Source organism: Actinotignum saccati (assembly GCF_051265055.1).
Classification (GTDB): domain Bacteria; phylum Actinomycetota; class Actinomycetes; order Actinomycetales; family Actinomycetaceae; genus Actinotignum.
In genome coordinates, this window is the sequence record NZ_JBOZCC010000010.1 from 1 (window position 1) to 12,109 (window position 12,109).

Annotated in this window: 13 protein-coding genes; 12 read left to right on the top strand and 1 reads right to left on the bottom strand. The window is 64.4% G+C overall.

From position 1 onward, the window contains the following. The coding region (locus tag ACRQEC_RS07905) for a hypothetical protein (protein WP_284890132.1) at positions 1 to 213 on the bottom strand (213 nt) is incomplete at its 3' end. 136 nt (positions 214 to 349) lie between these two features. Here ACRQEC_RS07905 and ACRQEC_RS07910 point away from each other — a divergent pair. From ACRQEC_RS07910 to ACRQEC_RS07965, 12 genes are all read left to right on the top strand, one after another. After that, complete coding sequence (locus ACRQEC_RS07910; RefSeq protein WP_435734868.1) at positions 350 to 1,111, top strand: hypothetical protein; 762 nt, start codon at positions 350 to 352, stop codon at positions 1,109 to 1,111. Further along, a complete protein-coding gene (locus ACRQEC_RS07915) occupies positions 1,108 to 1,890 on the top strand; it encodes a hypothetical protein (protein ID WP_284890134.1) in 783 nt (260 codons plus the stop codon). The genes ACRQEC_RS07910 and ACRQEC_RS07915 overlap by 4 nt, the downstream gene beginning before the upstream one ends. Beyond that, positions 1,890 to 2,906: an HAD-IIA family hydrolase gene (locus tag ACRQEC_RS07920; RefSeq protein ID WP_284890135.1), complete on the top strand. Its 1,017-nt coding sequence runs from the start codon at positions 1,890 to 1,892 to the stop codon at positions 2,904 to 2,906. The genes ACRQEC_RS07915 and ACRQEC_RS07920 overlap by 1 nt, the downstream gene beginning before the upstream one ends. Further along, positions 2,903 to 3,139 carry a hypothetical protein gene (locus tag ACRQEC_RS07925; RefSeq protein ID WP_284890136.1) on the top strand — a complete coding sequence of 79 codons (237 nt, stop codon included), beginning with the start codon at positions 2,903 to 2,905 and terminating at the stop codon, positions 3,137 to 3,139. Before ACRQEC_RS07920 ends, ACRQEC_RS07925 begins: the two co-directional genes overlap by 4 nt. 19 nt (positions 3,140 to 3,158) lie before the next feature. Continuing rightward, entirely contained in the window at positions 3,159 to 3,995 is an 837-nt protein-coding gene (locus ACRQEC_RS07930; protein ID WP_284890137.1) for a TlyA family RNA methyltransferase, read from the top strand. Positions 3,996 to 4,029: 34 nt separating this feature from the next. Continuing rightward, positions 4,030 to 4,875, top strand: a complete 846-nt coding sequence (locus tag ACRQEC_RS07935; protein ID WP_026429285.1) for an NAD kinase — start codon at positions 4,030 to 4,032, stop codon at positions 4,873 to 4,875. Then, on the top strand, positions 4,872 to 6,587 hold the full coding sequence (gene recN, locus ACRQEC_RS07940) for a DNA repair protein RecN (protein WP_284890138.1): 1,716 nt from the start codon (positions 4,872 to 4,874) through the stop codon (positions 6,585 to 6,587). Before ACRQEC_RS07935 ends, recN begins: the two co-directional genes overlap by 4 nt. Before the next feature lie 5 nt (positions 6,588 to 6,592). Then, positions 6,593 to 7,768 (top strand): putative cytokinetic ring protein SteA, encoded by a 1,176-nt coding sequence (gene steA, locus ACRQEC_RS07945; protein ID WP_016442698.1) that lies wholly within the window; start codon positions 6,593 to 6,595, stop codon positions 7,766 to 7,768. Positions 7,769 to 7,780: 12 nt separating this feature from the next. Next, positions 7,781 to 8,833 (top strand): copper transporter, encoded by a 1,053-nt coding sequence (locus ACRQEC_RS07950; protein ID WP_284890139.1) that lies wholly within the window; start codon positions 7,781 to 7,783, stop codon positions 8,831 to 8,833. 15 nt (positions 8,834 to 8,848) lie between these two features. Beyond that, positions 8,849 to 9,706 (top strand): hypothetical protein, encoded by an 858-nt coding sequence (locus tag ACRQEC_RS07955; RefSeq protein ID WP_284890140.1) that lies wholly within the window; start codon positions 8,849 to 8,851, stop codon positions 9,704 to 9,706. Continuing rightward, on the top strand, positions 9,703 to 11,343 hold the full coding sequence (gene murJ / locus ACRQEC_RS07960) for a murein biosynthesis integral membrane protein MurJ (protein WP_320758803.1): 1,641 nt from the start codon (positions 9,703 to 9,705) through the stop codon (positions 11,341 to 11,343). Before ACRQEC_RS07955 ends, murJ begins: the two co-directional genes overlap by 4 nt. Positions 11,344 to 11,430: 87 nt before the next feature. Beyond that, the gene (locus ACRQEC_RS07965) at positions 11,431 to 12,021 is read left to right on the top strand and encodes an NUDIX domain-containing protein (protein ID WP_087070734.1); all 591 of its coding nucleotides are present in this window, start codon (positions 11,431 to 11,433) and stop codon (positions 12,019 to 12,021) included. The last annotated feature ends 88 nt before the right edge of the window (positions 12,022 to 12,109 follow it).

Sequence of the window (12,109 nt, forward strand, 5' to 3'; positions counted from 1 at the left end):
GAACCCGGTAGCTAAGGTTGTTTGCGCTGATGGTACTGCACTCGGTGGGGTGTGGGAGAGTAGGTCACTGCCGCCATATTTTTTGTAGTGTGTGGGGTGTGTTTGTGTCTTATCTGTTAGGGCATAGAACACACCCCACACCTTTTTAATCTCTGCGCGCCAAAATTTACTGCTCAGCGCGCGGCCGAGCTGGAGTCGGCCTAAAATAAGCACAGCATCGTGATTCTTTACAATCGAACTGCGAGGAATGAAATGTCTGACCACGAAGAATGGAGCGAAGAACGCTCCGAAGACGACCGTCCGAAAGGACAATGGAGGTCCGCACGGCAACGGCGCGAATCCTTGCAGCATGAATCAGGAGAAGGCGGTGAGGGACGCGCTTGGAACGATCCCCGCGAAGCCTGGAATGACCGCCGCGGAGGCTCATGGCGTCGGGATAACCGTGAAGGAAACTGGAACCGTCATAACAACGACCGGCGTGGGGGCCGCGGCTATGGCCGCGACCGTGACTCATGGGAATCGCGAGACTTTCGCGGTGAACGCAACGGTGGAAACCGGCGTTCGTTGTGGAATCGGCGCGGTAATTTCCAGGACAGCCGCGACGAACGAGGCCACAAGGGTGGATTCCATAACCGTCACGACCGAGACGACCACCGCGGGTACCGGCGCGATTGGAATGATCGCGAGTCGGGTGATTCACGCGGATCTCGCGGATCCTGGGATCGTGGTGGCGATAGCCGCTACGACCGCCAAGACCGGCGCGGAGGACGCGGTGGCCAATGGCGCGATAACCGCCGAGGCCAGGACAAGCGATTCGGGGGCCGGCGCGATAATCGTTTCAATGAGCGCCCTGACCGCGAAGATCGTCGTCGTACCGAAGAACACGAGGTACGCGAAAACAGCAGCTACGGGCGCCGCGACCACTATGATGACAAGCCGCGCTTTGAGCGGGACGAACGCCGGCGTGCCGACCATCGGCGCGATGATCGGCACCGTGATGATCACCGTCGCGATAACTATCGCCGTGAGGACCGGCGGCACGAAGAACGCGGTAGATACCGCGAGGACGATAAGCGGCGGCGTGATGACCGGCGCAGCCGTGGCGGTGTGAAGGATCCCTTTATTCCCGAAACGGTCAATGCGCAGGATCTTGCGGCGGAATCGCGGCGCAAGCTCAAGGTGCTCGCGCCAGCGGTTTCCGATAACGTGGCGCGGCACCTCGTTTATGCCGGTTCCATGATGGATCAGAATCCTGAGCTTGCCTACGAACACGCGAAGGCGGCCTACCGGCACGCCGCGCGCATCGATATTGTGCGTGAGGCGTTGGGATTGACCTCCTACCTGACCGGGCGGTACTCCGAAGCTTTGCGTGAGCTGCGTACCTACCGGCGCATGACCGATGATTATTCGCACGTGGCCCTCGAGGCCGATTCGGAACGCGGCTTAGGCCGGCCCGAAAAGGCCCTCGCTTTTATCGCGGAGATTCCGCTCAAGCGGCTCAATACCGCCACCACGCTCGAATTGGCGCTGGTGACTTCCGGGGCCCGCGCGGATGCCGGTGATTCGGAGGCTGGCCTGGCTGTCCTCGAGAAAATCAAGGTCGAGAACCTCGATGAGGAATTGCGGGCCCGCGTTGAGCTCATCAAGGCGGATCGCCTCGAAGAACTCGGGCGTGAGCAGGAAGCTGAAGAGCTGCGTACCCGCTGGAACCCCGTCTACAACGCCGAAGGCGAAGTTGAACTTTTCACCGCGGAGGAATCCGCGCCTGAACCGGCGCAGGAATCTGCGTACGAAGTTAACGAAGCTGAAGCTGAGACCGGTGCGGATTCTGAGGCGGATTCTGAGGCGACATCGGAGCAGGAGTCCGAGCAGGAGTCGGAAGAAGAGTAATGGCGAGCCTGGTATCCCATTTCGACGGCGCAATTTTCGATCTGGACGGCGTGCTCTACCTTGGCACCGATCCAGCACCGAACGCCGCTGATGCTTACGCGCGCGCCATCGCGGCCGGAATGCGTCCGCTTTTCCTTACCAATAACGCCTCGCGCACCCAGGAAGAGGTCGCCGTGCACCTCGCAACCGTCGGAATCTCAGCCCCGGCGTCAACGGTGCTCACCTCCGCGATGGCCAGCACCCGCCTGGCTGCCGCGCAGGTGCCTGCCGGAGCAAAAGCCCTCGTCATCGGGGGTAATGGCCTGCATCGCGCGGTGAGCGAGACGGAGCTTGTGCCCGTCGCATCGGCCGACGATAACCCGGACGTGGTCATCATGGGTTTCTACCCGACCATTGACTGGGCGGCGCTCTCGGAAGTCGCCCTGGCCATCCGGCGCGGAGCGCTTTTCGTCGCCACGAACCTCGATGCCACGCTCCCCATGGAACGCGGATTTATGGTCGGCTGCGGTTCGCTTGTGGCCGCGGTCGTCAACGCCACCGGGGTGACCCCGCTATCCGCGGGCAAACCCGATCCTGCGATTTTCGCCATTGGGATGGAGATGCTCGGATCCACCCATCCTCTCGCCATCGGCGACCGCCTCAATACCGATATTCGCGGGGCGCGCGCCGCCGGCATTCCCAGTCTCCACGTGCTCACCGGCGTGAGCGCTGCGCGCGATATCATGCTGGCCGCCCCGGAGGAACGCCCCGATTACCTCGGCGATGACCTGCGCGTCCTCAACGAGGATTACCCGAATATTCACCGGGAAGGCGAACGCTGGGTGGCCGGTGCATCCTGGGCGCAGGTTGAAGAAAGGAACGACGGCGCAGCGGCCCGCCTGGTCACCTCCGATGGACGCGGGCCACGCTTGGGTCTGGATACTTACCGGGCTGCGGTGCACGCGGTATGGGACGCGCGGGATCGCGGTCTGGGGGAGAACCTCGTTCTCGAGGACATCACCGTGGAGCAGCGATGACGGACCAGGATAAAGGCGCGGTGCCCGGGCCGGGGGCACCCGGGCCGGGGGCTGTCGGGCTAGGTGCGCCAAAACCAGGTGTGCCCGGGCCAGCGGTACCGCTCCCGAGCGCACCGCTCAATATCGAGGCAGCCCTCGAGCATCTCAATGAGCTCGACCTGCCCGAGCAGATTGAACAATTGGAGGCGATTCACGCCGAGCTGGGCCGGCGCCTCTCCCGGGCGCGGGTCTAAACCAGGAAGGTGCGGGGCTATGGGGCGTTTACGGCGCGTTGACGCGGAACTTGTGCGGCGCGGACTGGCGCGTTCCCGCCAGGATGCCGCGGTACTCATCCGCGAAGGCCAAGTATTCCTGGACGGGGCCGAAGTCACGAAACCCGCCCGCCAAATGGATCCCGCCCAGGCACTTCTTGTCAAAGAAGCCGCTCGGGATCGTTACGTATCCCGCGGGGCATATAAACTCCTCGGCGCCCTCGATTACCTCGGGGAGGCCGGCCCGCGCGTGGAAGGCGTCCGCGCACTGGATGCGGGTGCGTCCACGGGCGGATTCACCGATGTACTGCTGCGGCGCGGTGCCGCCCACGTGGTCGCCGTGGATGTTGGCTACGGCCAGCTGGCCTGGAAACTCCGCGAAGACCCCCGCGTCACTGTGCTGGAACGCACGAATGTGCGCACCTTAGATCCCGCGGCGGTCGCCCCCGCGCCTGATCTGGTCGTAGGGGACCTCTCCTTCATTTCTTTGCGGTTGCTAGTCGCACCCCTTGCTGCCGCGAGTTCGCCCCGGGCCGATTTTTTGCTCATGGTCAAACCGCAATTTGAGGTGGGCCGGGAGAAGATTGGTGCGCACGGCGTGGTTCGTGATCCGGAGTACCACGTGGAGGCGGTATGCGACGTCGCCCTTTCTGCCCGCGGCGCCGGGCTGGCCATTCAAGCAGTCGCGCCCTCGCCCCTGCCCGGGCCGGCCGGTAACGTTGAATACTTCCTCTACATGAAGAAAAACTCCCCAGATCTGCTCGGAGAGAACCTCGAGGAAAACGTGCGGGCGGCGGTGGCAGCCGGGCCGGCCGGGCAGGGACGACCCGCGCGGTAGCGGGTAGGATACCTGAAGAGAGGGGAGGCATTCGATGGCACAACCAAAAGTCGCCCTGGTCGTCAATCGCACGTTACCACCGCAGATGGAACGTGCCGCTCACGATGCGATTGTCGCCCTGGAAGAACGCGGAATACAGGTGGATACCAGCGAAACGCTGGCGGGGGCCCGCGATGCGGATCTCATCCTCGTGATGGGTGGGGACGGTACGATTTTGCGCGGCGCGGAGCTGGGGCGCAGTACCGATGTGCCCATCCTCGGCATTAATTACGGGCATATGGGATTCCTGTCCGAAGCGCAACCCGATGAACTACCCGCGGTGGTGGAACGTATCGCCGCGCGCGATTGGGTTATTTCCGAACGCATGACCATTGATGTGCATGTACAACGCCCGGATGGCTCGTGCATCGTGCAGTGGGCTCTCAATGAAGTCTCGGTAGAAAAAGCTTTTAACTCCCGCCTCATCGAAACGTCCATTGGAGTGGACGGCCGCGAAATTTCCGCCTTCAAAGCCGATGCGGTCCTTCTCTCCACACCCACCGGTTCCACCGCCTATAACTTTTCAGCCGGCGGCCCGGTGGTCTGGCCCAGCGTGGAAGCACTCCTTCTCACCCCGGTGGCAGCCCACGCGCTTTTCACCCGCCCGCTGGTGGTCAGCCCGTACTCCACCTTGGAAGTTCGGGTGTTGCGCGATGAAGCCATGGTGTCCTGCGATTCGCGGCGCCGGCTCGTTGCCCCGGAAGGAACTGTTATTACCGCGGTGCGGGGGGAGCGGCCCGTCAAGCTCGCCCGCCTGAATGAAACCCCCTTCTCCGGGCGGCTGGTGGCACGTTTCCATCTGCCGGTGCGCGGCTGGCGCGAGCGTGAGGTGCGCGAATGATCGACCAGGTACGCATCCGCAATCTCGGCGTGATCGCGGAAGCCGAACTTAATCTAGGGCGCGGACTGACAGCCCTCACCGGGGAAACCGGGGCCGGAAAAACCATGGCGGTTACCTCCCTCACCCTGCTCCTGGGCGCAAAAGCCAATCCGGCCCGGGTGCGGGCCGGAGCAACCCAGGCGGAAGTGGAAGGAACCTTCCTCGTGGAGGCTTCCTCCCCGCTCCTGGAACGTATCACCGAGGCCGGTGGCCGCTACGATGTTGAGGGCGATACCGCCGCAGTTATTATTGCCCGGCATATTCCCGCCAAAGGGCGCTCTCGGGCTTTTGTGGGAGGCCGTTCGGTGCCCACCGCAGTGCTCACCGATATCGCGGCGGAACTTGTGACCGTACATGGCCAATCCGATCAGATCCGCTTGGGCAACCCCAGCCAGCAGCGCGCCGCGGTTGATGAATTCGGGGGTAACACCATCACGCGGGCAAAAGCTACCTGGGAGCAGGCCTGGAAAAACTACGGCTCAGCACGCGAGGCCCGCGATATCTTTCAGGCCGGGGCGCAACGCGCCGCCCAGCAACGTTTGGCGTACCGCGCTTTGCTCGACAAAGTCGAGGCGGTCAATCCCCAACCCGGAGAAGAAGAAGCCCTGCGGGCCCGCGCCCGGATTCTGGAAAACGCGGTGGAAATGTACGGGGCCTACTCGGCTGCCGCCGAAGCCCTGAGCGGGAATGATACCGAGGCCGGCGCCATATCCGCCCTGGGCGTGGCGCTTACGCAACTCGAACGCGTCCTTGAGCTAAGCGGTTCTGATATGCCAAACGCCCAGCTTGAGGAGCTCCGTGAACGCCTGGAAAGCGCTGAAGCGGATATCACCGATATTCACGCGGATATTGCGGAACTGGCGCGCGGCACCCAAGCCCAACCCGATGAACTCTCCACTATTTATTCGCGCCGCTCCGAGCTGGCGGGGCTCCGTAAAAGCTTAGGGATGAGCGGCGAAGAAATCCTGCGGGCCGCAGCTGAAGCGCGCGCGGGCTTGGAGCAGCTTGATGACCCGGCCGCCACCTTGGAACGCCTCGAAAAAGAGCTGGCTCATGCCCACGCCGCCATGGAGAAAGCCGGCGCGGTCCTGCGGGAGGCCCGCGCCGCTGCCGGAAACGAACTGGCCCGCGCGGTGGAAGCGGAACTTCCCGAACTTTCCTTGCCCGATGCGCACTTCACCGTTCAGGTTGAAGCCGCGGACCCCGGGCCTAACGGTGCGGATTCCGTCACTTTTTTGTTGGCCGCCCACCGCGGTGCCCCACTCGCCCCGCTTGCCTCCGGTGCTTCGGGTGGGGAACTCTCGCGTGTCATGCTCGCCCTGGAAGTGGGATTGGCGGCCCGGCGCGCCCAGCAGGGGCACACGTTCCTTTTCGATGAGGTGGATGCCGGGATTGGCGGCCGTGCCGCCAGCGCCGTCGGGAAAAGACTGGCAAAACTCGCCGGAAGCGCCCAGGTTATTGTGGTCACGCACCTGGCGCAGGTCGCGGCCTGTGCCGAGCACCAACTCGTCGTCGTGAAACAACTCGAAGAAAGTGCCGCGCGCACTGAACTACGTGACGTTAGCGGGCCGGAACGCGAAGCCGAACTGGCGCGTATGCTCTCCGGAAGCGATACCGATGTGGCACGCGCGCACGCAGCTGAGCTACTTAAGGCCGCGAATGTGGCACTATAAAGCTTGTGGCATCGAAGTTATGGCGAAAAAAGAAGGTCGTTGCGGAAGGAACCCTGGCCGGTCCGGCCCGGGTAGACGCGCGCACCAAGAATCTCACTCGTCGTCTCCAAGCCGGCGATGTAGCGATTATTAACCACACGGACCTGGATCGGGTCGCCGCGGAAAACCTGGTGGCCGCGCAGCCCGTTGCCGTGCTCAATGCCGCGAAATCCATCTCGGGGCGCTACCCGAATCTTGGCCCCGCGATCCTGGAAGAAGCCGGCATTCCGCTTATCGATGACCTCGGCCCGGAAATTATGGACATATCCGAAGGCCAGTGGGTGGATATTGACGGGGCACGCGTGGTGGCCGGCGGGCGCGTTATTGCCGAAGGCACCTTGCAAACCGCGCAGAGTATTGCCCGCGATAGCGAGGCAGCCCGCGCCGGCATGACCGTGCAACTGCGTGCTTTTGCCGCCAATACCCTCGAATATCTCAACGAAGAACAGGGTCTCATCCTGGACGGGGTGGGGATCCCCGATATTCGCACGTCCATGGAGCATCGCCACGTGCTCGTGGTGGTACGCGGCTACGACTACCGGGAAGACCTGCGCGCCCTGCGTCCCTATATTCGGGAGAACCGGCCCCTCATGATCGGGGTGGACGGCGGGGCGGATGCCCTCCTGGAACTGGGCTACACGCCGGATATTATCGTTGGCGATATGGATTCGGTATCCGATAAAGCGCTACGCTGCGGCGCCGAAGTGGTGGTGCACGCCTATCGGGATGGGCGCGCCCCCGGCAAGAAACGCGTGGAAGATCTGGGCGTGGATCACGTGGTCTTCCCGGCCACCGGCACCTCCGAAGATGTTGCCATGCTGCTGGCCGATTCCAAAGGCGCCAAGCTCATTGTGGCGGTGGGCACCCACAATACGATTCTGGAATTCCTCGATAAGGGACGGGCGGGAATGGCCTCAACCTTCCTCACTCGCCTGGTGGTGGGCGGCAAACTTATTGACGCGAAAGGCGTCTCGCGCCTCTACCGCTCCTCGATTTCGAATTGGATGCTGGTTGCCCTGATTCTCGCGGGAGTGTTTGCGCTCTTCGCGGCCCTGGCCGTCACCGGTGCGGGCCAAACCTTCCTGTCCGTGCTCACCACTCGCCTCGGGGATCTTGCCGAGTGGTTCCGTAATCTCTTCTAGGAAAGTTAGCTGATGGTTGATTTTAGGTATCATCTCGTTTCCCTGGTCTCGGTGTTTTTGGCGCTGGCCATCGGAGTGATTCTCGGGGCCGGCCCGCTGCAAAATTCCATTGCGCACGGGCTGACCGGCCAGGTGGATTCTCTGCGCGAATCGCGCGATAAGATGCGCGTGGAGCTTGATCAACGCGGGGCGCAGCTCGATGCTGCGTCGACGGCGCTGCTAGGTGCCGGCGAACAACTCAATGCTGGAACGCTGACGAATCGGCGCGTTGCTATCGTGGCTGCTGCCGGGGCGGACGGGGCCGTTGTGGAGAAAACCCGGCAGAGCCTGAGCGCTGCCGGGGCGCGTATCACCGGGGAAATCACCCTGGCCCCGGCTTTCACCGATACCGAATATGCCACCTACCGTTCCACGCTTTCCGGTAACCTCGGTTCTTACGTCAAGGATCTGCCCGCGGGTGGTTCCGCGGACGCGATTCTCGGGGCGGCCGTGGATACCGTGGTGCGTTCCGCGCCGGAAGATGCGGGGGCGACGACGCTCATCACGCTTCTCACCTCTCCGGAAAATAAGCTCATTGATGTGGCGGTTGCTCCGAGCGAAGCCGCCGAGGTGGTTGTTTTTATCACCGCTGATCCGGCGGAAGCCGCACCGGCGCCCGCAGATAAGGAAACTACCTCTCCGCATATCGCGGATACCTACCAGGCGGCCTTCGCGGCTATGGCCGGACGCGGCCCGGCGGTCGCGGTGGGCGCGGGGACTGACGGAAATTCTGTGCTGGGAGCCGTGCGTTCGGCCAAAGCCGGCTCGACGGTGGATTCGGCACAAACCGCGCTCGGCGATGTCAATATTCCCATGGCGGTGGCCGCTGAACTACATGAACGGCACGTGCACCTCGGGGTAGCACCGGGGGCAGATAGCGCAATTGGGGAACGCCAGAGCGCTTCCGGGCCCGCGCCCGCGCAACCTGCTCCGGCTCCGCAGCCCGAACAGGCTCCCGCTCCGGCACCCGCACCCGCGGACGGCGGGCAAGCTCCCGAAGGTGGGCAGGCCCCGGCTGGGCAGTAACGGTACCATGGGTGCATGACCCTTTCTGCTTTCTGGAGGAACCAGGTGCGCCTGGGCGCTGCCGCCCTGGCCGGATACGCCGCCGCGCGCGCCGCTGAGAAACTGCTTTCCCGGCGGTCCGCACCCTCCTGGCAACGTACCGCGAAAGACGGGCGGAGCGTGAGTTTGCGGGAAGGCCCGGTTGCGGTGGCGGGTACCACCGCGGGCTGCGCGGCGGGGGCGCTGCTCTCCGGAGGCCGCTGCTCGGCCGGTCCGGTGATCGCGGCGCTCAGCGGGGGACTGGCCGGATATATTGATGATTTTTACGAGGGCGCATTTTCGCGTACCTCCAAAGGGCTGCGCGGCCACCTCGGGGCACTTTCCCGGGGCCACCTCACTTCCGGGGCGCTGAAGATAGTGATCATCGGGGCGGGCGCGGCCCTCGCCGGAAAGCTACCTGCCGATAGGGGACTGCCGCCCTCTAAGCGATTCGCACTCCACGCCGAACGCACCGTTCTTATTGCCGCCACCGCGAATCTTATTAATCTCCTCGACCTCGCGCCGGGCCGGGCTTGGAAAGGCACCCTTATCGCCGCGGCTCCCTTCTCTCTGGTCAGCTACCCGCCCGCGGGGCCCGTTGCCGCGGCTCTGCTGGGCACCGGCGCAGCCTGCCTGCCCGAGGACCTCGCTGGCACGGTCATGCTCGGTGATACCGGGGCAAATGCGCTGGGCGCGGCCCTGGGGTGGGCACTGGCCAGCCGCGGCCCGTGGGTGCGGCGCGGGGCCCTGGGCGCCGTCGTCGCCCTTAATATCGCAAGCGAAAAAATATCATTTTCGCGGGTCATCGCAACCCACCCGTGGCTGCGCGCCCTCGACCAGGCGGGCCGGGCATGAAAAAAGTTCTCGGAACGGCACTCGGAGCAGCTGGAACCATAGCGATTCTCACCCTGCTCTCGCGTGCCATGGGCTTCGTGCGCGCCTGGGTGCAAAACGGGGCGCTGGGGGACTCACTCGCCGGGGAAGCGTATTCAACGGCGAATACCGTCCCTAATGTGCTTTTTGAAATCGCGGCCGGCGGGGCCCTGGCCGCCGCGGTTATCCCGCTCGTCTCCAGATTCCTGGCGAAGGCCCTGGCCGCGGAAGTCTCCCGCACCGCATCCGCCCTGCTCACCTGGGTGCTCGCCATTGGAATTCCGGTGGCCGGGCTGGTGACCCTGGGCGCCCACCCCATTATGGAGGTGCTCCTGGGTGCGGATTCGCCGGCGGCCAGCGTGGATTTCGCCGCCACGCTGCTGCGGATTTTCGCCTGGCAAATTCCGCTCTACGGGCTCTCGGTGGTGTGCACGGGGCTATTGCAGGCACATAAAAAATTCGTGCTTCCCGCACTCGCCCCGCTGCTGTCCTCCGTCACGGTTATTATTACGTTCCTTATTTTTACGGAGCTCGCCGCCGGTAACCAGCACGATCCGGCCCGGATATCCCGCACCGCACTCTACGTGCTGGCCTGGGGCACCACGGCGGGAGTGGCGGTCTTTTCGCTACCCCAGCTCATCCCGGTGCTGCGGCGCATCACGTTACGGCCCACCTTCCGTTTCCCGCCCGGGGTCGGGCGGCGCGCGCTACGACTGAGCGGGGCCGGGCTGGCCGGCCTGCTCGCCCAGCAGATTCAAATCATCGCGGTCATGCTTTTCGCCAATGCGCGCGGCGACGTGGGAACCTACCCGGTTTTCACGTTCGCGAATCAGCTCTATATGGTGCCCTACGCGGTGCTGGCCGTCCCGATTGCCACCGCGGTATTCCCGCGCCTGGCGGAAGCCGCCGCGATTCCCGGGCGGCCGGGCCTGGCCCGGATTACCGCCCGTTCCTCTCGCCTCGTTTTCGATATTGGCCTGCTATGCGTGGCGCTGCTAGTGGCGGTGGCGGAACCCGCCCAGGCGCTGTTCGCGGTGGCACGCCCGGTGGCCCATATGGATATTGCCATGCTGGCCATGGCGCCGGCCCTCCTCGGCTACGCCTTTATTTACCACGGTTCGCGGGTGCTTTACGCGGTGGAGGCGGCCCGCGCGGTCATTATCGTCAATTCGGCGGCATGGCTGAGCGTTGTGGTGGTGCTCATGGGCGCGGCCGGCCTGGGGGTGCGCGGACGCACCGAGGTGCTCATCAGTATTGGTGCGGCGATGTCCGTGGGCATGACGGTGGGCGGTATCGGCCATATCTTCGCGATCCGGCGCGCGGTGGGCCCCGGGGCGCTGCGCGGCGTGGGCTATTCCCTACGTATCGTGCTTCCGGCCGCGGTACTTGCGGGCGGAGCCGGATACGCCACCGGGCGCGGGATATTGCGCTGGTGGGGCGAAGGTGCCCTGGGTGCGCTGGGAGCAACCGGCGCGGCCGGGGCGCTCACCCTCGCCATCGGGGGAGTGGCGCTCTACCTGGTGGACCGGCGCGCGCTACGTTTGGCGCGTGACGCAGAGGCGCCGTCGACCCAAGAAATGCCGGCCATTGCCGTGGCCCTCGACGAAGCGAATACATAACGGCCCGGCCGCAGCGCGCACGCACCCGCACGAATGGACGCACGCGCCCGCCTGCACGCACCCGCCCCGCGAAGGAAAGGAAAGACAATGAACCTCGAGCTCAGCGATGAGTACCGCCCCGAGCATATGCGGCGCCTGGAGCGGCGCAGCATACTCGAATCGCCTTTTATTAACGTCTACGAGGACACGGTGGAACTGCCCAGCGTGGGGGCGCGCATGGAGCGCTATTGGGTGGAGCACCGTGACGCGGTTGCGGTACTGGCGGTGCGGAATAGCGGCGACGGCGCAGCTGAAGAAGTGCTTCTTATCCGCCAGTATCGGATCCCGGTCTGCTCGCTCCTGTGGGAAATTCCAGCCGGCATTCTTGATATTGAGGGTGAGGATCCCGCGGATGCCGCCCGGCGTGAACTCCGCGAAGAAACGGATTATGAGGCCGGGAACTTGGAGTTCCTCACCAGCTTCTACACCTCGCCGGGTTTCACCAATGAACATATGACGGTGTATCTCACCCGCGATCCGGCCCCGGCGGCAAGTGCCTTCGCCCGCGAGGATGAAGAGGCGGAAATCGAGGCGCGGTGGGTGCCGCTCGCCCGGGTGCGCGAGGCGATACTGGTCGGGCGGCTCGGCAATCCGCAGCTGGTGGCCGCGGTACTCGCCTACCTGGCCCGCAGCGCTTAGCCACGGGCGTAACCCGCGCGCACGGCGGGCCGGCACCGGCAAGCTCGCGCCTTTTCGCGTCCGGTTAGGCTGTCCAAACTAGATTACG

Coding starts and splice junctions, on each gene's coding strand:
- ACRQEC_RS07910 (WP_435734868.1), top strand. CDS start 350: ATGAATCAGGAGAAGGCGGTGAGGGACGCGCTTGGAACGATCCCCGCG.
- ACRQEC_RS07920 (WP_284890135.1), top strand. CDS start 1,890: ATGGCGAGCCTGGTATCCCATTTCGACGGCGCAATTTTCGATCTGGAC.
- ACRQEC_RS07925 (WP_284890136.1), top strand. CDS start 2,903: ATGACGGACCAGGATAAAGGCGCGGTGCCCGGGCCGGGGGCACCCGGG.
- ACRQEC_RS07930 (WP_284890137.1), top strand. CDS start 3,159: ATGGGGCGTTTACGGCGCGTTGACGCGGAACTTGTGCGGCGCGGACTG.
- ACRQEC_RS07935 (WP_026429285.1), top strand. CDS start 4,030: ATGGCACAACCAAAAGTCGCCCTGGTCGTCAATCGCACGTTACCACCG.
- recN (WP_284890138.1), top strand. CDS start 4,872: ATGATCGACCAGGTACGCATCCGCAATCTCGGCGTGATCGCGGAAGCC.
- ACRQEC_RS07950 (WP_284890139.1), top strand. CDS start 7,781: ATGGTTGATTTTAGGTATCATCTCGTTTCCCTGGTCTCGGTGTTTTTG.
- ACRQEC_RS07955 (WP_284890140.1), top strand. CDS start 8,849: ATGACCCTTTCTGCTTTCTGGAGGAACCAGGTGCGCCTGGGCGCTGCC.
- murJ (WP_320758803.1), top strand. CDS start 9,703: ATGAAAAAAGTTCTCGGAACGGCACTCGGAGCAGCTGGAACCATAGCG.
- ACRQEC_RS07965 (WP_087070734.1), top strand. CDS start 11,431: ATGAACCTCGAGCTCAGCGATGAGTACCGCCCCGAGCATATGCGGCGC.